Here is an 18,891-nt window from a genome sequence, read left to right as displayed (position 1 = left end):
CGATTCAACGCACGGTCAAGAACGGGTAAAGCTGCGGATGACCTGCGTTTCTACAGTCCGCGGCCGGCGGCACGCAGTGCGGCGACGGCGTCGTCGTCGCCGGAGAACGTCACCCGGGCCTGCTCGCGCCCGGCGGCGAACATCAGCAACTCGCCCGGATCGCCGGTCACCGTGACCTCCGGGCCGGAGCCGACGGTGGCCAGCGTCTTGCCCTGCGGCGTCGTCAAGGTCACCCGGGCGGGGGATTTGCCCATCGTCATGCGGGCCATCGCACCGATGCCGCGGGACAGTGCGGACACCGTGGCGTCATCGAGATCTCTTGGCTCCCAGCCGGGTTGAGCCCGGCGCACATCCTCGTTGTGGATGAACATCTCGGCCACATTGACCAGCGGGTCCAGCAGCTTGAACGGTGAGTACAGCGGCGGACCGGCCTCGATCTGATCGACCAGGTCGTCCCATTCGGTGCTCTCGGTGACCTTCTGCTGCACGCGCTCGGTGTAGCCGGCGAGCTGAGGTACCAGGATGCCGGGAGCGGCATCGAGGCGCCGCTCGCGCACCACCAGATGGGCGGCCAGATCGCGGGCAGTCCAGCCCTCGCAGAGGGTTGGCGCATCAGGACCCGCGGCACGCATGGACTCGACCAGTGCGGCACGTTCGCGCCGAGCGACAGTCATAAGTTCGACTCTAGAAGGTTTTCACGCCTTCGACAGCGATGGTCATCCCGTGACCGGTGCCGTCGTTGCTGATCCGGGTGCCGTCTTCACTCGCATCGATGGTCCAGCCCACCGCGCTGTACTTGCGATAGTCGAGGGTGACCACCGGAATGTCGCCGAGGTTCCCCAGCACCCACTTGAGCTGGCCGTCGGCGGTGAGTCTGACGCCGTTGGCGTGCTCACCGTCGACCACCGGGGCGTCGGCGAAGTCGGATTCGCACCCGACGTCCTGCTTGGACAGCTGGCAACGCGTTTTCCCCGATTTGGTCTCGATGAACACGTACCCGTTCTCGGGCTCCAGTGGGGTGGCGCCGGACGGCGCGCGGGAGGTGCTGGGTGGAGCCGCAGCCGTGGTGCTCGGCGGGGGTGCCGGGCTGGACCGGGTGGGCCGCGCGGTCGGGAAGCTCGGCTCGGTCGGTGACTGGGGACTGGTGGCCGGGGTGCCTTCGATGCTCGATTGGCAGCCGGACAGCAGGACGCCGGCGGCCAGTAGGGCGCTCACGATTTGCCACGCCTTCACGGCGCCAAGGCTACGCATCGCGCATGGTCACGGCCGGCTATGACGCGCCGAACAACCCCGCGTAACCGTCGGACAGCTCCCGCAACTGCCCGGCGCCGTCACCGCGGAACGACGCGCCGTGCATCAGGGCCAAGGTGGTGGGGTTCAGCTCGGCGAGTTGGGCCAGGGTGGGAAGCAGGTTGGTGGTCAGGCCGGTGGCGTGAAACAGTGATTCGGCCTCCAACGCCGGTGCCACGCAATCGGATTCAGTGAGCGCCGGACATTGGCCGGTGTGCGTGAACAGGTCACCGGCCAGCAGCGTGGACGTGGTCTCGTCGAACCACAGTCCCGCTTCCCAGTTGTGCGGCACATGCGGGGTGGCGATGAAGTGCAGCCGATGTCCACCGATGTCGTGCGCGGCCTCGGCAGGTGCGGCGACCGGCGGACGGTCGCACATGTCGTTCAGCGACAGCATGATCGCGAGCGGACCGTGGATCACCTCGGCGTGCGGTGCGGCCGCCAGGAACTGGTTGACCGCGCCGCACTCGTCGGCCTCTAGGTGGCCAAAGGAGATCCAGCGCAGTCGGGTCAGCGGCAGGACTCGCTCGATGGTCGCTGACACCTGCGGAAACAGGAACCGATGGCCGGTGTGGAACAGAAACGGCTCGTCCCCGGTCAGCAGGAACTGATTGAAGGTGAAGCCGTGCTCGGTGATCCCCGGTATCCAGGTGGACAGCCGGTAGATGTCCGGGGCGATCTCGTCGACGCGGGTTCCCAGGTCGGAGGCCATAACTCCATGGTCCGCCCCCGGGAACCCGACGTCTTGGGATTTTCCCAGCTGGGTCACCTACCGTCGTCGCGTGCTCGGCAAGGCCCTCGATGCGTTTCTGGACTCCCCGTTGTCCGGGATCGTGCCGTGGGCGTTGATGGCGATTCTGGCCGGGCCGGGCCGCTACGAGATCGCAGTGTGGGGTGCGCTCGGTTTCTCGCTGCTGGTCCTGGCGCTGGACCGTCGCCGCAATATTCCGGTACACGTGCTGGAGGTGCTCGGCGTCTCCTTCTTCGTGGTGCTGGCCGCCGTCGGCCTGGTGGCCTCCCGTGGGCAGAAGACGTGGCTGGAGATGTGGTCGGGGGAGATCACGAACGCCTCGTTGGCGATTTTCGCCCTGTCCAGCCTGATGATCGGCCGGCCGTACACGACGGCGTACGCACGCGACATCACCCCGCCGGACCGCTGGGACACGCCGCTGTTCAAGCGCACCAACATGGTGGTGACCGCGGTGTGGGCGGCCGCGTTCGGCTTCTCGGCGTCGGTCGGTTTCTTCGGGGATGTGTTCTTCGGCAGCACCGACAATTTCTGGACCGGCTGGATTCTGCAGCTGGCGGCACTGTTCTTCGCGGTGGCCGTCACCGAGTTCTATCCCGACTACGCCCGCGCGAAGGATGCAGCACATGCGCTGCATCCGGTGCCGTCATGGTCGCGGGTGTTCGAGTGGCTGCCGCCGTTCGTGCTGGCCACCGGTGTCGCAGGCTGGCTGCTGGCCGCGGTCAGCAGCGGGGTGGCTGCTGACCTGGTGGTGATCGGCGCATTCGGAACGGCGCTGTTGCGACGACGCGACGTGCGGGCTCGGGCCACCTAGCTGTCAGGACTTGCTCAGCTGCGGCAGGAACTGGTTGTCGAGGAACTTCGCGTAGTCGGGCAGTTGCGTGCCGGGGTCGATGGACTTCTGGGTTTTGGCCCACGCCCCGAGTTCGGCCAGCTTGTCGGCCAGGTCCGGATTCAGCTGCAGGGTGAAGTCGAACTCGCCGAGTACGGTGCCGAGCAGCTCAGGGTCCAGCTGGGTGGCTTTGGCTACGGCGTCGGTGGCGGCCTTGTCGTGCCGGGACAGGGCGGCGCCGGCGTCACCGAGGGCGGTGAGGAACGCGGTGATCGCTTTGCCCTTGGTTGCGACGGCGGATTCGGTCGCGACGAACAGGCTGTGCTGGTTGTAGGTTCCACCGCTCAGTGCCACCGCGTCGTCGCCGAGAGCCTTGATGGTCTGCGCCTGGTAGGGCTGGAAGATCGACACCGCGTCGACATTGCGCTGGGTGGCGGCAGTGACGATCGCCGACGGTGCGACCTGCACCAGCTCAGCGTTGATGTTGTTCTGCGCCAGGGCATTCGACACGTAGTAGGCGGCACTGGTGCCCAGCGGAGTGCCGATAGACTTGCCGGCCAGATCCGCGACGGTGTTGATGCCCGCGCTGCGCCGGGCGACGATCCGTGAGCCTTCCCAACGGGATCCGTCGGCGATCACCCGCAGCGTGGGTGTGCGGGTCAGCGCGGCCGAGGTGGGTACGTCGGCCGCGGTGGTGATGTCGACCTGTCCGGCGGCCGCGGCCTGCAGCGCCTCGACACCGGATTGGAAGTTCACCACTTTGACGTTGACGTTGTGCTTGCCGAACAGGCCGGTGTCGGCGGCGACAGGGACCTGCGCCCAGGACGGGTCGACGACGAACCCGACGGTGAGTTGATCGGCGTTCGCGGTGCCCGGGTCGGTGCAGGCGGTGCTTGTCACAGCGAGGGCGGCAGCGGCGACTGCAGCGGCGACGATGCGCCGGAAAGGGATCTTCACGTTATGGGTTCCTTCGTGGGTGGACGTCAGCGCATTGCGTGGTCGATGCCGAGCTGGTGGTGCAGGGTCTTGCGGATCTCGCTGTAGCCGGCCTGGTCTGCCAGCGCATCGGCCGGCCGGGGGCGGCTGAGCGGGTTGGTGATCTGATCGGCGATCTGCCCGTCGCGCAGCACACTGACGGTGTCTCCGAGCCGGATCGCCTCGTCGATGTCGTGCGTGACGAACACGATCGTGCGGTTCAGCCGCGTCCACAGATCGATCAGCAGATCCTGCATGCGCAGCCGGGTCAGTGCGTCGAGCGCCGCGAACGGTTCGTCCATCAACATGACGGTCGGCTCCCCGGCCAGCACGCGGGCGATGCTGACCCGCTGCCGCATGCCGCCGGACAGCTCACCGGGACGTTGTGCGGCCACCTCGTCACGCAGGCCCACCAACTCGAGCAACTCGTGAATGGTGTCCCGGCGCTGCGATTTCGGCAATCGTCGGGCCGTCAGGGCGAAGTCGATGTTGTCCGCGACGGTCATCCACGGGAACAGCACGTCGCGCTGGAAGGCGACGCCCCGACGAGGATGCGGTGCGCTGACTGTCTCACCGTTGTCGGTCACCGAACCCGAGGTCGCGGTGATGAGGCCGGCAAGACAGTGCAGCAGAGTCGATTTGCCGCTGCCGGAGGCGCCGACGAGAACCGAGAAAGAGCCGTCCGGGACGGTCAGCGAAATGCCCTTGAGGGTCGGCTCCTGCTTGCCGGGGAACCGCACCACGAGGTCATGGGTCTGGATGGCCATCTCAGCGCTCCTCTCGGGCCCAACGGGTGAACGGGGACGTGGCCGAGGCGACCAGCAGGTCACACAGGGCACCGACGATGCCCAGGATGATCAGGCAGAAGATCAGCCGATCGGCCTGCGAGAACAACTGCGCCTGAGAGATCCGGTACCCGATACCCGATGTGGTGCCCGTCATCTCGGCCACCACGATGAGCACGAATGCCATCGCTGCACCCACTCGCAGTCCCGACGCGATGTCGGGAGCCGCCTCGGGCAGCACCACCCGCGACAGGGTCTGCCAACGGCCGGCCCCCAGGCAGCGAGCGGCCTTCAGATAGTCGACCGGGGTGCTCGCCAACCCGGAGTGGCTGTTGATCCACACCGGGACGAACACTCCGAGCGCGATGACCAGGAGCTTGCTGTTCTCGCCCAGCCCGAACCACAGGATCGCCAGCGGGACGAGACCGATCGTGGGGATCGGCGAGAACACCCGCAGCACCGGTTGCAGCAGGTTGCGGCCGGCAGTTGTCGTCGCGGTGAGTATCGCGACGATGATGCCGATACCGGCGCCGAGGGCGAAACCGACTGCTGCCCTTTGCAGGCTGGCGAGAATGTCGGCGGCCAGCAGACCCTCGGTCCACAGGGTGTGACCGGCGGCGAGGATCTCGGGCACGCTCGGGAACAGCTGTCGCGGGAACCGCCCGGTCGCCACGATCAACGACCACAGAGCCGCGGCGATCCCCAACCCGGCGAGCGTCCAGCCGAGAACTCCCAGTCGAGCGAACGCCGACCGCAGTCGGGCCGGACGTGTTCGGTGAGCGCGGCCTACCGCGGGCGTGCGGACCGCTAAACCGGCTGTCACGGAAGGAGTTCCGGATCCGGCCGGACGGTCCGCAGCGGTTCGCGCGGGGTGCCCGCCGGCACCCAGTCGAACGGCACGGCCTGCGACCGGTACACCAGCGCCGTGCGGGTCAGGCGGTCGACCCCGGGCACCCTGGTCTGCTTGACCTCGGGCTCACCGGCCACCCCGTAGCCCTGATAAGGGCTGTGGTACTCCCACGCCACGTCACCATCCGGGGTGACCTGGAACAACCGTCCCTGCATCCCCTCGGTGATCAAGGTGTTGCCGTTGGGCAGACGCTGCGCGTTGCTCACGAACGAACTGAAGAAGGTCCACGACGGCAGACCCGAGTCCTCAGCGGTGTACTGCCACACGATTTCCCTGGTGGCCGGGTCGATTTCGAGTACCCGGGACCCGGCGTAGATACCCAGCGGAGCGGCCGGGTATCCGGCGCCGCCCTGGTTGTCGAACACCAGGACGTTGCCCGCCCCGGGCAGGCCCGCGGCGATCATGTGCGGGTTGTGCTGGCCGGACGTCTGATCGACCGGGCGTGGCACCTTGTGCACGTTGATACGCTGATGCTGAGCGCCGAACTCGGTGTCGTGGTAGGGCCCGAGCTTCCAGGCGATTGCCCCGGAGGCTTTGTCGATCAGCGCGATGATGTTGGCCTTGCGGAAGCTGATCAGGATGTTGTCGGGGTGGAACACGGACGACGGATCGTCGACATGCCACCGGTTGGGTCCGAGCGTCTTGGCGCTGTTCATCTCCAGATAGCCCCACGGATCGTCGGGATCGCGAGCCACGGCCTGGCGCAACGCATCCCAACCTGCCTCGGAGAATCCGAACTCGTCGAGGTGATTGCCGGCCAGCCACTGCCAGACGACGTCGCCCTCGGGCGTCACCTCGTAGAGCCCCTGATCTCCGACGGTGTGGTCACCGAGACCGGGTACCACCCGGGGAACGGTCGTCAGGATCAGGCGGTTGCCGTTGGCTAGCAACTCCCAGTCGTGGTTCTGGCGGGCCGCGCCGCCGGGGGCCTGGGTGCCCCACTCCCAGACGGTCTCACCCTCCCAGTCGAGTTGGCCGATGGTGCCGTTCGCGTAGATGCCGCCGCGGGCGTCGTCGCTGTCGGACAGTTGCACCCCGACGTCGCCCAGGCGCCCGCCGTTGAGAGCCGGATCCAGGATGCGGGGCGGCACACCGGCATACGGCCACTCGTGCACCACGGTGCCGTTGAGGTCGATCAGTCGGGTGACCCCGTCGGCACCGGTGAACAGGACGTAGCTGTCGTAGGCGAGTTCGGGGTCGAGATAGGTGACTCCGGTGAGTCGTACGAATGCCATGTCAGTTACTCCACCAACGTCCGGTTACAACCACGGGTCCTCCTCGTTACGGTTCTAATCGATTAGCGTGAGGCAGGCGAAACCTGGATGGAACCGTCACAATCGTGGTGATTCGAACTCTTTCGAGCGGTCACCGACGAGCGGAGGCTCCAGCCGTTGTGAGTGGTAAACGTCCGACCCTGGCCGACGTGGCCAACCGCGCCGGCACCTCGACGGCGGTGGTGAGCTATGTCCTCAACAACGGGCCACGTCCAGTATCAGAGTTGTTACGGGCCAAGGTGCTTCGTGCGATCGACGATCTGAACTACCGGCCGGATGGGCGTGCCCGCGCGTTGCGTCGGCCCCGGCGCTGGCGGCAGATCGGACTGCTGGTTCCCGACCTCACGTTGCCCCTGTTCGGTGAGTTCGTGGGGCGCATCGAAGTGGAAGCCCGGGCGCGCGATCACCTGACCCTGATCGGCAACACCGGATACGACCCCGAGCGTGAGCTCGAGTTCGCCACCGCGTTCGCCGAGGTCGGTGTCGACGGGCTGCTGGTGGTCGGGGCGGCAAACGCCCCGCGCACAGCGAATCTCTGTCGGCGAGAACACATTCCGGTCGTGTGGATGCACAACATCCGGGGTGCGGTCGAGGCGGACATCGTGGGAATCGATCACGTCCATGCCGGCGAACTCATCGCCCGGCACCTGCTCGACGTTCACCGTTGCCGCGACCTCGCTTTCGTCGGCGGTTTCACCGAAGCCGATGTGTGCCACGGCGACCGGGAGACCGTGCAGCAGCGATTCGAAGGTGTCGCCTCCGTCGTCGACCAGGATCTACCGATCATCCGCACGGATCTCACCCCGTCCGGCGCCTACGGTGCGGTCAGCGCGTTTCTGAGTGGTGGTGCACGGGCGCCCCGGGCGCTCGTCGTCGGAACTTACGGCCAGACCGCCGCCACGATCCGCGCGGTCGCCGATGCGGGCCTGCGGATCCCCGACGACATCCGGGTGGTCGGGTTCGACGGCAGCGCTGCCGACTACGGACGGCTGCGGCTCACCACCGTGCAGCAACCGGTCGACGCCCTGGCCCATCAGGCTCTCGGCCGGTTACTGGGCGATTCCCCGCTCCCCGACGATGGTTTCGCGCCGACGCTGAAGGTGGGGGAGACCTGCGGTTGTGCCTAGTGGTGCAAGACGGTACGGACGAGATCAGGAAGCGCGTTGGCCGACTCGGGGTCGTGCCCGAAGTGCTCGATGACCTGCACCTGGATCTCGCCGACCACACCGCCCAGGACGGCGCCGACGGCGATCATGGTCGGCTCGTCGTCCTTGAACACGGGCCGCAAAATCGACTCGTACTCCTCATTGGTGAGCTGGCCCATCTTGTCGATGATGGTCTGTTCGAGATCGAGGGCGCCCATGGCGTAGTCCTGCGCATCGACCAATGTGGTGGGGAGACGTTCCAGCACCATCTGCACCAGGTTGTCCTTGAACGCGTTGTAGCGCTGCGTGCCGACCGCGAACTTCACCAGCGGGGTGGCGATGCCGGTCTGCGCGTCGATGGCCGCCTCGACCTCCTTGCCGACGAGTGAGAACAGTTTGTCGGCACCCGGACCGCGCAGCACGCCGTCGAACAGGATCTCGGGGGAGAACAGGTCCTCGGCCAGGATTCGCGCATAGTCCTTGGTGATGATGTCGCGCTGAGCGTGCAGCAACCCCTGGAAGGGGATGAAGCCGAGATACTTCGTCGGGTGGACGGGCCGGAACAACATGTTGAGTGCGATGTAGTCGCTGATGAAGCCGACTCCGAAACCGAATGCCGGCATGATCCACGGGTTCTGGAACAGCGCCCAGGCCACCATCTGGACCACGCCGATCACCAGGCCGAAGTAGATGCCGCTGCGCCGGACAAACGCCATGGCGTTGTCACCGAGTCCGCGCATCAGCTTGTTCAGCTTGTCCTTGTTGCGGACCAGCGTCGTCACGGCCAGGAACTGGATGTCGACGAACCTGTTGAGGTCCGCCCGCATCTCGTTGAGCATCTTCTCCACGACTTTGGGGGTCTGGTCATGGATGCGGGCCTGGATCGCGTTGCGCGCCGCATCGGGCAGTGAGTCCCACAGCCCGGGGCGGATCTGCTCGGCGAGGTCGCGGGAGATCTCGTCGACCACCTGGGTCAGCGGCTCGCGCAGCGCGTTGACAGCTTCCTTCGCGTCGACCCTTTCGAGCAGTTCCTCCGGCTTGAGGAGGTTCTGGGTGAGTAGCTCGATGGTCTTCGAGCCCACCTTGCCTGCCCGGCGTGGCACGATGCCCTGCCAGCCGAACGGGCCGACGCCCTTGAACTCCATCGGCCGGTAGATCATCTCCAGCGCGACGATCTTGGTGCTCCAGCCGACGAACGCAGCGACGAACGGCATGGACAGGTAGATCAGCCAGTTGACGCTGAAATCGGCCTTGATCTCCTGCCAGGTCTGGACGGCGAGGATTGTCTCCGTTGTGCTCATGCGCGATCCGCCTTCGGCTTCTCGCTGGGCGTCACAAACCGTTCCGTTGCACCGCGGACTCCCACAAACCGCGCCCGAGCCCCGACAGCGACAGGGTCAGCTTCTCCACCCGCGCGGCCAGGGGACCGCGGGATCCGTTCTTGATCGCCTGCAACACCATCGGCTCCGCCAGGAGCACCTCGTACTCGGCCTTCTGCGACGGGTCCTCGGGACCGGTCTCGACCAGACCCAGTGACAGCAGATGACCGACGTACTGCGGGACCATGGCGGGCAACGCCACATTGGCGGTGCGGCCGATCAGGCAGGCGTTCTCCAGCACTGCCTGACCTGGGGTGCGTGATCGGGTCCAGGTGTGGATGTTGACCAGCGGCGAGGCGTCACCTTCGGAGAGCGCGCCGAGGATCCGCGCCTCGTCGGCCACCAGCTGGTCGAGCAGCCGGTGGTACAGCTCCACCTGACTGCCCGACGTGCTCTGATCCAGGGCCCGGTCCAGCAGGCGGTCCATCTTGGTGTTGAGCGATTCGGGCGTCGGCTCCTCCGGCGTGGCGATGGTCACCGGTCGGGGCGCCGCCGAATCGATGGCCTCCAGCCGGTTCTTCACCAGTGTGGCCAGTTGCTCTTCACCCCAGGCCGCCAGCTTCATGCTGGTCTTGGCGGCGTCGAGCGCACGATCGGCGATCCCGAACGGGTCGTAGCGCTTCGGCAGAAGTGGGCGTTCGTTGCGTGGGGTGCGGATCGCGATGGCGATCTCGCCGACGGGTGTGGCGAACTTGAACGCCCGCCGCTGCATATTCTTGCGGCGTGCCGGAGCGTCATCGGACGCCGTGTCGTCCGGACCCCTCTTCGACAGTTCTTCTGACATGACTGATCGATCGCCTCCCCACCTACCGCTGTCCCCGAGCTGTGGGCACCGTACCTGGTCGCCTTGTGAGGTGCCGAAGTCGCAGGTGGTTGGTGGGGTTTGTGAGCTAGGAGGTGGTGTTGGGGAGTAATCCGCGCAACGCCGTCGTCGCCAGTTGGCGGGCATGCTCCTCGGTCAGCGCGTAGTGGCCCGTCATCCGGCGGAAGATGAGCGGACCGAACAGTATGTCGATCACATCGTCGATGGCTGTGTCGGCGTCGGCGTCGCCGCGATCCACTCCGCGCTGCCACAGCTCGGTGATGGCCGCGCGCCGACCGCTCAGGAAGTACTCCCGGAAATACGCTGCGCCCATTGCATCTTCGACGCAGGCGGCGAGCAGTTGGGCGAACACCTCGCCTCGGGGGCTGGCGTAGAACGACGAGACCCGGACCACCTGTTCGGTGAGATCGCCTGCCGTGCTGCCCGTATCGGGCAAGGGCAGCGCTTCGGCCATCGTGGTGCCGAACGCCTCGGCCGCGACGGCGGTCCGTGATGGCCAGTGTTTGTAGAGGGTGGCCTTGCTGGCGCCGGATCGCGCCGCGATCGCGTCCATGGTGGCTGCCGGGAATCCACCCTCGTCGAGCAGCTCGGCCGTGGCGACCCGGATGGCCTGGTGGATTCGGTCGCTGCGTGCGCCGGTGGGGCGGACGAACTCGCCCGCCCCACTGGCCGGTACGTCAGTCCTGGCTGACATCGTCGAAATCCGTTGATTCCGAGACACTTCGCCACTGGGCCAGCTCGCCCTGGACGTGGGCGATCTTGGCCTCGACGGCCGCGATGGTGTCGTTGCCCAGCAGCAGGCGCAGCGGCGGCTGCGAGGATTCGACGACATCGATGATGGCGCCGGAAGCCTTCACCGGATCGCCGGGCTGGTCGTGGTTGCGCTCACCGGCGGCGACGCGCATCTGTCCGGCGGGCCCGTCGGCGTAGTCGTCGATGATATTGCGCTGAGTCTGCAGGCTCGATGAATCGAGGAAGTCGGTGCGGAAGTAGCCGGGCTCGACCACCATGACGTGCACGCCGAGCGGTTTCAGTTCGGCGTTGAGGGCCTCGGAGATCGCCTCGACTGCGAACTTGGTCGATGCGTAGACACCCCAGCCGGGTGAGCCGACGAATCCGCCGACCGAGGAGATGTTGACGATGGTGCCCGACCGTTGTGCCCGCAGCACCGGGGTGACCGCGCGGGTGACGGTCAGCAGCCCGAATACGTTGGTGTCGTACACGGCCCGCACTTCGGCGTCGGTGGCCTCCTCGACAGCTCCCAGCAGCCCACGTCCGGCGTTGTTGATCAGGACATCGATGCGGCCGAAGCGATCCACGGCCGCCTGCGCGGCCTGTTGTGCCTGCTCCTCGTTGGTGACGTCCAGCGCCACCGCCAGCACGTTGTCGTTCTCGCCGAGGGCGGCGGTGACGGCGGACGCGTCACGCGCAGTCGCGACCACCTGATGGCCGCGGCCCAGTGCGTCGCGGGCGATCTGCAAGCCGAATCCGCGGGAAGCTCCGGTGATGAACCAAACGCTCATGTCTTTGACCACCTATTCTGGAGGGGAACTGAACTGTACGGCCAGTTTAGTTTTGTGGGACGGTCGGTGTAACTGCGCGATGGGCGCGGGTATTCCACAGCGCTCAGATTGCAGAGAAAAGCGCCGTCAGTCGACGCCCAACATCACTTCGGTGGACTTGACGAGGACCGTCGTCGGGGTACCCGGCGTCAGCCCGAGCTCCTCCACCGCTTCCTTGGTGATCGACGCCGTGACGATCTGCTCACCGCCGTCGAGCTTTACCTTGACGGTGGCCATGACCGCGCCGATGGACACCTCCGTCACGGTCCCGGTGAGCTGGTTGCGAGTGGACAGGCGCATCGGAACCTCCGTCGATCGGTGGATTTGGTTCGACGTTAGCCGCATGTGGTCGGAGTAGCATCCGTTACACAACTCAAGACGTCGATGACGCATTGTGGGAGAACCTCCGATATCGGAGTGCCGTAGGTGCAAATCCTCTCCGGAAACTCTCAGGCCCCAATACCGCAGTGCCGAGGCAACTCTGGAGAACTGCGTACGTACCGTGCGCGTACCGAAGGGGAACAGGCGCCAAGCGCTGAAAACTCTCAGGTTTCAGGACAGAGCGGGGAGGTGTCACCACACGATGCATCACGTAGCTGCGATGCCCGGGATTGGAGTCATCTCATGGCGGTCAGTGTCTTCGACCTGTTCTCGATCGGGATCGGTCCGTCGAGCTCGCACACTGTCGGCCCGATGCGGGCGGCGGGCATGTTCGTCGACGAACTCGTCGGTCGCAATGTGGTTGACCAGGTCGCCTCGGTCAGGGTGGACCTGTTCGGCTCGCTGGCGGCGACCGGCGCCGGCCACGGCACGATGCCGGCCATCCTGCTGGGTCTCGCGGGGTGCCGGCCCGAGACGATCGAGACCGACGAGATGGAACGGCGCCTTGCGACCATTCGCGCCGAGGGCAAGATCCTGTTGGCCGGCCGAATCATCATCGGACTGACCGAATCCGACATGCATCTGCAGCCGGGCCGCCGCCTCGCCCAGCATCCGAATGCCATGGCATTGACGGCATTCTCATCCGGCGGTGACACGGTCTACGCGGAGACCTACTTCTCGGTGGGCGGCGGCTTCGTCGTCGCCGAATCCGAACCGGTCCGGCGTGAGACCGCTGGACCAGACGCCGACGGCTCCTTCCGCACCGCTGCCGAATTGGTCGCCCTGACCGAACGCGACGGACTGTCGGTGAGCCAGGTGATGATGCGCCACGAATGTCTGGCCCGAAGCGAAGCCGAAGTGCGCGACCGTCTCCTGCGGATCCGTGACGTCATGGTCTCGTGTCAGGTCAACGGCATGTCCCGGGACGGCTACCTGCCCGGCAACCTGATGGTCCGGCGTCGAGCCAAGGACTGGTACGTCAGGCTCAATGCCGAAGACCCACAGCGTGATCCGGCCTTCGCCGAGGACTGGGTGAACCTGGTGGCACTCGCGGTCAACGAGGAGAATGCCTCGGGCGGCCGAATCGTGACCGCGCCCACCAACGGTGCCGCCGGGATCATCCCGGCGGTGCTGCACTATGCGTTGCGCTACACCCCGGCCGGAATTGCCGATCCGGACGACGTGACCGTCCGCTTCCTGCTCACGGCCGGCGCCATCGGGTCGCTGTACAAGGAGCGGGCCTCGATCTCGGGTGCCGAGGTCGGGTGCCAGGGGGAGGTCGGCTCCGCGGCGTCCATGGCTGCCGGAGGGCTGGCCGAGATCCTGGGCGGCACACCGCGGCAGGTCGAAAACGCCGCCGAGATCGCGATGGAACACAGCCTCGGACTGACCTGTGATCCGATCGGCGGCTTGGTGCAGATCCCGTGCATCGAACGCAACGCCATCTCGGCGGGTAAGGCGATCAACGCGGCCCGCATGGCACTGCGCGGCGACGGCACCCACCGGGTGAGCCTGGATCAGGTGATCGAGACGATGCGTGCCACCGGACTGGACATGAGCGCGAAGTACAAGGAGACATCCATGGGTGGTCTGGCGGTCAACGTTGCCGTCAACGTCGTCGAATGCTGAGCCCGGTCGAGAAAAATTTCCCGGAATCCCGGGAACAAAACCGCCAAAACCCCCGTTGACCACATCGACAGCAAGTTGAGTGCGACAGACTCAAGTCTGGGTTGACAAGCAAGGGTCGCCCGGAGCAAGCTTGAGCGCAGTCCGCTCAGACCCCTATCTCTATCAGGAGGCAACACCATGGCTCGTGCGGTCGGTATCGACCTCGGGACCACCAACTCATGCGTGGCGGTCCTGGAAGGCGGCGACCCCGTCGTCGTCGCAAACTCTGAAGGCTCCCGGACCACCCCGTCCGTCGTCGCGTTCGCGCGCAACGGTGAGGTGCTGGTCGGCCAGCCCGCCAAGAACCAGGCAGTGACCAACGTCGACCGGACCATCCGTTCGGTCAAGCGTCACATGGGCACCGATTGGACCGTCGAGATCGACGGCAAGAACTACACGGCGCAGGAGATCAGCGCGCGTACGCTGCAGAAGCTGAAGCGCGACGCCGAGGCCTACCTCGGTGAGGACATCACCGACGCCGTCATCACCGTGCCCGCGTACTTCAACGACGCCCAGCGTCAGGCCACCAAGGAAGCCGGCCAGATCGCCGGCATGAACGTCCTGCGCATCGTCAACGAGCCCACCGCGGCCGCCCTGGCCTACGGCCTGGACAAGGGCAGCAAGGAACAGACCATCCTGGTCTTCGACCTCGGTGGCGGCACGTTTGACGTCTCGCTGCTGGAAATCGGCGACGGTGTCGTCGAGGTGCGTGCCACCTCCGGCGACAACCACCTCGGTGGCGACGACTGGGACGACCGGATCGTCGAGTGGCTGGTCGACAAGTTCAAGGCCACCAGCGGCATCGACCTGACCAAGGACAAGATGGCGATGCAGCGGCTGCGTGAAGCCGCCGAGAAGGCAAAAATTGAACTGAGCTCCTCGCAGAGCACCTCGATCAACCTGCCCTACATCACCGTCGACGCCGACAAGAACCCGCTGTTCCTCGACGAGCAGCTGACCCGCGCCGAGTTCCAGAAGATCACTCAGGATCTGCTGGACCGCACCCGTCAGCCGTTCCAGTCGGTGATCAAGGACGCCGGCATCTCGGTCGGCGAGATCGATCACGTGGTCCTGGTGGGTGGCTCGACGCGTATGCCCGCGGTCACCGACCTGGTCAAGGAACTGACCGGCGGCAAGGAGCCCAACAAGGGCGTCAACCCCGACGAGGTTGTCGCGGTGGGCGCTGCGCTGCAGGCCGGCGTGCTCAAGGGCGAGGTGAAAGACGTTCTGCTGCTTGACGTCACCCCGCTGTCCCTCGGTATCGAAACCAAGGGTGGCGTGATGACCAAGTTGATCGAGCGCAACACCACCATCCCGACCAAGCGGTCGGAGACCTTCACCACCGCAGACGACAACCAGCCGTCGGTGCAGATCCAGGTCTTCCAGGGTGAGCGCGAAATCGCTTCGCACAACAAGCTGCTCGGCTCCTTCGAGCTGACCGGTATCCCGCCGGCCCCCCGCGGCGTGCCGCAGATCGAGGTCACCTTCGACATCGACGCCAACGGCATCGTGCACGTCACCGCCAAGGACAAGGGCACCGGCAAGGAAAACACGATCAAGATCCAGGAAGGCTCCGGCCTTTCCAAGGAAGAGATCGACCGGATGATCAAGGACGCCGAGGCGCACGCGGACGAGGACAAGAAGCGTCGCGAAGAGGCCGATGTCCGCAACCAGGCCGAGTCGCTGGTCTACCAGACGGAGAAGTTCGTCAAGGAGCAGCGTGAGGCCGAAGGCGGGTCCAAGGTTCCCGAGGACACCTTGACCAAGGTCGATGGTGCGATCGCCGAGGCCAAGTCGGCGCTGGAAGGCACCGACATCTCCGCGATCAAGGCGGCGATGGAGAAGCTCGGCGTCGAGTCACAGGGTCTGGGCCAGGCGATCTACGAGGCCACCCAGGCCGAGCAGAGCGCCGGCGGAGCAGATTCGGCCGGCGCCGCGGATGACAACGTGGTGGACGCCGAGGTTGTCGACGATGATCAGGAGACCAAGTGAGCGAGAACGATTCGCACGAGCCGGTGACCATCACCGACAAACGGCGCATCGATCCCGACACCGGTGAGGTTCGTGAGCAGGCGCCGGCCCCTGGTGGGCCGGCGTCCGCCGCCTCCGATGCCGGTGCGCCGGCGAGCGACAGCGACGAGGTTGCCGAGCTCAAGTCCACGCTGCAACGCGTCAAGGCCGAATACGACAACTACCGCAAGCGGTCACTGCGTGATCAGCAGGTCACCGCCGACCGGGCCAAGGCCACCGTCATCAGCCAGCTGCTGGGTGTGCTCGACGACCTGGACCGGGCCCGTAGCCACGGTGACCTGGAATCCGGGCCGCTCAAGTCGGTTGCCGACAAGCTCGTCGGTGCCCTTGAGGGGCAGGGTCTTTCCGCGTTCGGCGCGGAGGGTGACGAGTTCGACCCGTCGCTGCACGAAGCCGTGCAGCACGAGGGCGAGGGCACCCACCCCGTCGTCGGAACTGTGATGCGCCGCGGCTACAAGATCGGTGACCAGGTGGTCAGGCACGCCCTCGTCGGCGTGGTCGACACGGTGCCCGAGGCCGACTCCAGCGGTGATTCCCCGTCGGGGACAGCGGATAACGCTGACGCCGCAGGCGGTCAGGCCGCAGAATCAGACAATTAGTCCATCCAACTAGAGAGAAGAGGTAAGGAGGTGGCGCATGGCCCAACGCGAGTGGGTCGAGAAGGACTTCTATAAAGAACTCGGCGTCTCCTCTGACGCCAGCGCCGACGAGATCAAGAAGGCCTACCGGAAACTGGCCTCCGAACTGCATCCTGACCGCAATCCCGATGCGGGAGCGGCAGAGCGGTTCAAGGCGGTTTCCGAGGCGAACAGTGTTCTGTCGGACCCCGCGAAGCGCAAGGAGTATGACGAGACTCGCCGGCTGTTCGCCGGGGGTGGGCGTCGGTTCAACCAGGGCGGGAACTTCAGTGGCGGATTCGGTTCCGACGGAGCCGAATTCAACCTGGGCGACCTGTTCGACGCGGCCGGCCAGAGCGGCGGCGCCAACATCGGTGACCTCTTCGGCGGGCTGTTCGGGCGCGGTGCACAACCGCGGCCGAGCCGGCCCCGCCGGGGCAATGACCTGGAAACCGAAACCGAGCTGTCCTTCCTGGAAGCCACCAAGGGCGTGGCCATGCCGCTGCGGCTGACCAGCCCGGCACCGTGCACCAACTGCCACGGCAGCGGTGCGCGGCCGGGAACCAGCCCCAAGGTATGCCCCAACTGCAACGGCTCCGGTGTGGTCAACCGCAACCAAGGGGCGTTCGGGTTCTCCGAGCCGTGCACCGAATGCCGGGGCAGCGGTTCGATCATCGAGCACCCGTGTGCCGAATGTCAGGGCACCGGCGTCACCACCCGGACCCGCACGATCAACGTGCGGATCCCACCGGGTGTCGAGGACGGTCAGCGGATTCGGCTGGCCGGCCAGGGTGAGGCCGGGCTACGGGGTGCTCCCTCGGGTGACCTCTACGTCACCGTGCACGTGCGTCCCGACAAGGTGTTCGGGCGTGACGGCGACGACCTGACGGTGAGCGTTCCGGTCAGTTTCCACGAATTGGCTCTAGGGACAACGCTTTCCGTTCCCACCCTGGAAGGCAAGGTCGGTGTGCGGGTGCCCAAGGGCACCTCCGACGGCCGGATCCTGCGGGTGCGCGGGCGCGGGGTGCCCAAGCGCTCCGGCGGCCACGGTGACCTGCTGGTCACGGTGAAGGTCGCAGTGCCGCCGAACCTGGAAGGTGAAGCGGCAGAGGCGTTGGAGGCATATGCGAAAGCCGAACGGGCCAGTGGTTTCGACCCGCGGGCCGGATGGGCAGGCAACATATGAGCCAGCGGAAAGAGGAAGCCCGTACGTTCCTGATCTCGGTGGCCGCCGAGCTGGCCGGTATGCACGCGCAGACCCTGCGCACATACGACCGGCTCGGCCTGGTCAGCCCGCAGCGCAGTTCCGGCGGCGGGCGTCGCTACTCCGAACGTGACGTCGACCTGCTCCGTGAGGTGCAGCGGCTGTCGCAGGACGAGGGCGTCAACCTCGCCGGGATCAAGCGCATCATCGAACTGACCAATCAGGTTGACGCGCTGCGCACGCGGGTTGCCGAGTTGACCCAACAGGTCGACCAACTCACCGACCAGCGGCGCGACGTTTCGGTGGCGTCGAAAGCGGTGGTCCTGTGGCAACCGCGCAGGGGCGCACGCTAGCCGATATTGATCGAAAAGGTGGCCGTCTCCGGACTTCCGGGGGCGGCCATTTTGTAATTTCCGCGGTGTAGTGCGTCGGTCGGTGCGGTCATCGGCTCGATGCCCACCACGCCGTCGCTGCCCGGCGCGAACAGCTGCGCTGCGGAGTAGCCCGCGTCGAAGGTGACCTTCACGCGGCGATCACCACCGGACAGTGTGAACACGGCACCCGGCCCGACGTCGTCGAATCCGTCGTCTAGTTCGGTGGTACCGAGGCGTTGCGTCCCACCCGGCCACGGCCGTGATTCGCCGGTGGGTAGACCCCGCTCATCCACGAGCAGGTGCCGCATGGCGGGGGACTGCAACTGCCAATCCTCGCGCGGCACACCGGGAATCGTCACATACGGGTGATAGCCGTAGCACAGCGGGACGTGTTGCTCGGCGGTTGGTGTCACGGTGGTGGCCACCGTGAGGGTCCGGTCGGCCAGCGTCACCGACATCGTGAGGCGGTGGGGGAACGGGAACGTCGCCAGTAAGCCTGGCCGGGCACTCCAGTCCAATGCCGCCACCAGTACGTTCTTGGTTTTTTCGATCACCTGCCAGCCCGGATTGGCGGCCAGCACACCGTGCATCGGCGCCCCGTGTGCGTCGGCGCGCACACCGTTGACCCCCGGTGTCACGTTCACAGTGGTGCCGTCGACGCGGTACTCGTTGGCGCTCAGTCGATTTGCCCACGGATAGAGGATCGGGATGCCCATCGTCTTGCCGTCGTCGAGGTAGGCCTGCAGCCCGCGCCGCTGGCCCAGATACTCGGTGGTGCCGTCGGCCAACGACGTGCAGATCATCCCCGCGCCCGGCACATAGGTGGCCGTCAGTGACGACGACGGGTCAGACAAGGTGACTGGTTGAACCTCGGCCATGCCGCCAGTCTGGCA

At 66.2% G+C, this 18,891-nt stretch carries 20 protein-coding genes and 1 riboswitch; of the genes, 7 read left to right on the top strand and 13 right to left on the bottom strand.

Features of this window, described 5'->3' with window-relative positions:
* Positions 1–50 precede the first annotated feature (50 nt).
* The 3 genes from AB0876_RS21885 to AB0876_RS21875 are packed head-to-tail and all read right to left on the bottom strand — an operon-like array spanning position 51 to position 1,990.
* Positions 51–674 carry a TIGR03085 family metal-binding protein gene (locus AB0876_RS21885; protein WP_491837213.1) on the bottom strand — a complete coding sequence of 208 codons (624 nt, stop codon included), beginning with the start codon at positions 672–674 and terminating at the stop codon, positions 51–53.
* 10 nt (positions 675–684) lie between these two features.
* A complete protein-coding gene (locus tag AB0876_RS21880; RefSeq protein WP_491837212.1) occupies positions 685–1,251 on the bottom strand; it encodes a hypothetical protein in 567 nt (188 codons plus the stop codon).
* Between the two features lie 19 nt (positions 1,252–1,270).
* Positions 1,271–1,990, bottom strand: a complete 720-nt coding sequence (locus tag AB0876_RS21875) for an oxygen-binding di-iron domain-containing protein (protein WP_526043047.1) — start codon at positions 1,988–1,990, stop codon at positions 1,271–1,273.
* 82 nt (positions 1,991–2,072) lie between these two features.
* Between AB0876_RS21875 and AB0876_RS21870 the strand changes: the two genes are divergently transcribed.
* Complete coding sequence (locus AB0876_RS21870) at positions 2,073–2,852, top strand: DUF3159 domain-containing protein (RefSeq protein ID WP_491837211.1); 780 nt, start codon at positions 2,073–2,075, stop codon at positions 2,850–2,852.
* Positions 2,853–2,855: 3 nt separating this feature from the next.
* Here the strand turns inward: AB0876_RS21870 and AB0876_RS21865 are convergent, their stop codons facing one another.
* From AB0876_RS21865 to AB0876_RS21850, 4 genes are read right to left on the bottom strand one after another with little or no spacing between them, the layout of a single operon-like run.
* Entirely contained in the window at positions 2,856–3,827 is a 972-nt protein-coding gene (locus AB0876_RS21865) for an ABC transporter substrate-binding protein (RefSeq protein WP_491837210.1), read from the bottom strand.
* A gap of 26 nt (positions 3,828–3,853) precedes the next feature.
* A complete protein-coding gene (locus tag AB0876_RS21860; RefSeq protein WP_526042934.1) occupies positions 3,854–4,612 on the bottom strand; it encodes an ABC transporter ATP-binding protein in 759 nt (252 codons plus the stop codon).
* Between the two features lies 1 nt (position 4,613).
* Positions 4,614–5,453: an ABC transporter permease gene (locus AB0876_RS21855; protein ID WP_491837208.1), complete on the bottom strand. Its 840-nt coding sequence runs from the start codon at positions 5,451–5,453 to the stop codon at positions 4,614–4,616.
* Positions 5,450–6,775: an aryl-sulfate sulfotransferase gene (locus AB0876_RS21850; protein WP_491837207.1), complete on the bottom strand. Its 1,326-nt coding sequence runs from the start codon at positions 6,773–6,775 to the stop codon at positions 5,450–5,452. The genes AB0876_RS21855 and AB0876_RS21850 overlap by 4 nt, the downstream gene beginning before the upstream one ends.
* 158 nt (positions 6,776–6,933) lie before the next feature.
* Here AB0876_RS21850 and AB0876_RS21845 point away from each other — a divergent pair, with 158 nt between their 5' ends.
* Positions 6,934–7,941, top strand: a complete 1,008-nt coding sequence (locus tag AB0876_RS21845) for a LacI family DNA-binding transcriptional regulator (RefSeq protein WP_526042933.1) — start codon at positions 6,934–6,936, stop codon at positions 7,939–7,941.
* Here the strand turns inward: AB0876_RS21845 and AB0876_RS21840 are convergent.
* From AB0876_RS21840 to AB0876_RS21820, 5 genes are all read right to left on the bottom strand, one after another.
* A complete protein-coding gene (locus AB0876_RS21840) occupies positions 7,938–9,260 on the bottom strand; it encodes a DUF445 domain-containing protein (RefSeq protein ID WP_491837205.1) in 1,323 nt (440 codons plus the stop codon). The two genes, AB0876_RS21845 and AB0876_RS21840, sit on opposite strands and share 4 nt — an antisense overlap.
* A gap of 31 nt (positions 9,261–9,291) precedes the next feature.
* Positions 9,292–10,122: an Abi-alpha family protein gene (locus tag AB0876_RS21835; protein ID WP_491837204.1), complete on the bottom strand. Its 831-nt coding sequence runs from the start codon at positions 10,120–10,122 to the stop codon at positions 9,292–9,294.
* 106 nt (positions 10,123–10,228) lie between these two features.
* Positions 10,229–10,855 (bottom strand): TetR/AcrR family transcriptional regulator, encoded by a 627-nt coding sequence (locus tag AB0876_RS21830; protein WP_526042932.1) that lies wholly within the window; start codon positions 10,853–10,855, stop codon positions 10,229–10,231.
* Positions 10,839–11,684, bottom strand: coding sequence for an SDR family oxidoreductase (locus AB0876_RS21825; RefSeq protein ID WP_526042931.1), 846 nt, complete (start codon positions 11,682–11,684; stop codon positions 10,839–10,841). The genes AB0876_RS21830 and AB0876_RS21825 overlap by 17 nt, the downstream gene beginning before the upstream one ends.
* Before the next feature lie 126 nt (positions 11,685–11,810).
* On the bottom strand, positions 11,811–12,023 hold the full coding sequence (locus tag AB0876_RS21820) for a TOBE domain-containing protein (RefSeq protein WP_491837201.1): 213 nt from the start codon (positions 12,021–12,023) through the stop codon (positions 11,811–11,813).
* A 171-nt stretch (positions 12,024–12,194) separates the two neighbouring features.
* Positions 12,195–12,294, top strand: a riboswitch (glycine riboswitch).
* A 53-nt stretch (positions 12,295–12,347) separates the two neighbouring features.
* Here AB0876_RS21820 and AB0876_RS21815 point away from each other — a divergent pair.
* The 5 genes from AB0876_RS21815 (at position 12,348) to AB0876_RS21795 (ending at position 17,977) form a co-directional block, all read left to right on the top strand.
* Entirely contained in the window at positions 12,348–13,733 is a 1,386-nt protein-coding gene (locus AB0876_RS21815) for an L-serine ammonia-lyase (RefSeq protein ID WP_526042930.1), read from the top strand.
* Between the two features lie 177 nt (positions 13,734–13,910).
* Positions 13,911–15,764, top strand: coding sequence for a molecular chaperone DnaK (gene dnaK, locus AB0876_RS21810; RefSeq protein ID WP_491837199.1), 1,854 nt, complete (start codon positions 13,911–13,913; stop codon positions 15,762–15,764).
* On the top strand, positions 15,761–16,402 hold the full coding sequence (gene grpE, locus AB0876_RS21805) for a nucleotide exchange factor GrpE (RefSeq protein ID WP_491837198.1): 642 nt from the start codon (positions 15,761–15,763) through the stop codon (positions 16,400–16,402). The genes dnaK and grpE overlap by 4 nt, the downstream gene beginning before the upstream one ends.
* Positions 16,403–16,439: 37 nt before the next feature.
* On the top strand, positions 16,440–17,606 hold the full coding sequence (gene dnaJ, locus AB0876_RS21800) for a molecular chaperone DnaJ (RefSeq protein WP_055110693.1): 1,167 nt from the start codon (positions 16,440–16,442) through the stop codon (positions 17,604–17,606).
* On the top strand, positions 17,603–17,977 hold the full coding sequence (locus AB0876_RS21795; protein ID WP_055110692.1) for a heat shock protein transcriptional repressor HspR: 375 nt from the start codon (positions 17,603–17,605) through the stop codon (positions 17,975–17,977). Before dnaJ ends, AB0876_RS21795 begins: the two co-directional genes overlap by 4 nt.
* Here the strand turns inward: AB0876_RS21795 and AB0876_RS21790 are convergent.
* Complete coding sequence (locus AB0876_RS21790) at positions 17,974–18,876, bottom strand: aldose 1-epimerase (RefSeq protein WP_526042929.1); 903 nt, start codon at positions 18,874–18,876, stop codon at positions 17,974–17,976. The two genes, AB0876_RS21795 and AB0876_RS21790, sit on opposite strands and share 4 nt — an antisense overlap.
* Between the last annotated feature and the right edge of the window lie 15 nt (positions 18,877–18,891).

This window comes from Mycobacterium sp. NPDC049093, assembly GCF_040704635.1.
Lineage (GTDB): Bacteria > Actinomycetota > Actinomycetes > Mycobacteriales > Mycobacteriaceae > Mycobacterium.
The sequence above is the reverse complement of the archived record's forward strand: the minus strand, read 5'-3'. Positions and strand labels throughout refer to the sequence as shown.

Excerpts from the sequence above, each read along its gene's own strand:
- dnaK (WP_491837199.1), top strand. The coding sequence starts at position 13,911 with ATGGCTCGTGCGGTCGGTATCGACCTCGGGACCACCAACTCATGCGTG.
- AB0876_RS21850 (WP_491837207.1), bottom strand. The coding sequence starts at position 6,775 with ATGGCATTCGTACGACTCACCGGAGTCACCTATCTCGACCCCGAACTC.
- AB0876_RS21880 (WP_491837212.1), bottom strand. The coding sequence starts at position 1,251 with ATGCGTAGCCTTGGCGCCGTGAAGGCGTGGCAAATCGTGAGCGCCCTA.
- AB0876_RS21830 (WP_526042932.1), bottom strand. The coding sequence starts at position 10,855 with ATGTCAGCCAGGACTGACGTACCGGCCAGTGGGGCGGGCGAGTTCGTC.
- dnaJ (WP_055110693.1), top strand. The coding sequence starts at position 16,440 with ATGGCCCAACGCGAGTGGGTCGAGAAGGACTTCTATAAAGAACTCGGC.
- AB0876_RS21835 (WP_491837204.1), bottom strand. The coding sequence starts at position 10,122 with ATGTCAGAAGAACTGTCGAAGAGGGGTCCGGACGACACGGCGTCCGAT.
- AB0876_RS21815 (WP_526042930.1), top strand. The coding sequence starts at position 12,348 with ATGGCGGTCAGTGTCTTCGACCTGTTCTCGATCGGGATCGGTCCGTCG.
- AB0876_RS21795 (WP_055110692.1), top strand. The coding sequence starts at position 17,603 with ATGAGCCAGCGGAAAGAGGAAGCCCGTACGTTCCTGATCTCGGTGGCC.
- AB0876_RS21790 (WP_526042929.1), bottom strand. The coding sequence starts at position 18,876 with ATGGCCGAGGTTCAACCAGTCACCTTGTCTGACCCGTCGTCGTCACTG.
- AB0876_RS21820 (WP_491837201.1), bottom strand. The coding sequence starts at position 12,023 with ATGCGCCTGTCCACTCGCAACCAGCTCACCGGGACCGTGACGGAGGTG.
- AB0876_RS21860 (WP_526042934.1), bottom strand. The coding sequence starts at position 4,612 with ATGGCCATCCAGACCCATGACCTCGTGGTGCGGTTCCCCGGCAAGCAG.
- AB0876_RS21840 (WP_491837205.1), bottom strand. The coding sequence starts at position 9,260 with ATGAGCACAACGGAGACAATCCTCGCCGTCCAGACCTGGCAGGAGATC.
- AB0876_RS21885 (WP_491837213.1), bottom strand. The coding sequence starts at position 674 with ATGACTGTCGCTCGGCGCGAACGTGCCGCACTGGTCGAGTCCATGCGT.
- AB0876_RS21825 (WP_526042931.1), bottom strand. The coding sequence starts at position 11,684 with ATGAGCGTTTGGTTCATCACCGGAGCTTCCCGCGGATTCGGCTTGCAG.